The sequence below is a fragment of the Variovorax sp. Soil_C_19 genome (assembly GCF_057657255.1).
Map to the genome: position 1 here is coordinate 1 of NZ_JBDGIV010000038.1, position 505 is coordinate 505.

A 505-nucleotide genomic window follows, 5' to 3' on the forward strand; every position below is an offset into this window, starting at 1 on the left:
CAGGTGAACCAGGCGATCGCGCAGATGGACCAGGTGACGCAGCAGAACGCGGCGCTGGTCGAAGAGGCTGCGGCCGCGGCGCAGTCGATGCAGGAACAGGCCGCGAAGCTGCAGTCATCGGTCGGCGTGTTCCGCATCGAAGGCGGCGCGGCCACGGCCGTGGCGCTGGCGAATGCGCGCCGCCCCGCCACCGCGTTGGCCAAGCCACCGCAGCCCGACACCCTTTCCCCCAGGCTCCGGCGCCCCGCGCCAGCCAGGAAGACCCAGGACGCCCCGCAACTGGCCACCGCGGGCGGCGACTGGACCGAGTTTTGAACCCCCAGTGACAACCACCACAGATTTCCCGATGAGCGCAAACACATCCAAGTCCCATCCGGACAACCGCAACACCCCGCCTTCGCGGCCGGCGCGGCCGCTGGAATTCCTTTCCTTCACGCTCGGCCAGGAGGAATACGGCATCGACATCCAGAAGGTGCAGGAGCTTCGCGGCTACGACGCGGTGACG

At 68.7% G+C, this 505-nt stretch carries 2 pseudogenes; both read left to right on the top strand.

The features are described 5' to 3' along the window. A pseudogene (locus tag AC3A6R_RS27110) lies at positions 1 to 315 on the top strand (methyl-accepting chemotaxis protein); the annotation flags it as partial. A gap of 31 nt (positions 316 to 346) precedes the next feature. Beyond that, positions 347 to 505: pseudogene (locus AC3A6R_RS27115) on the top strand (chemotaxis protein CheW); the annotation flags it as partial.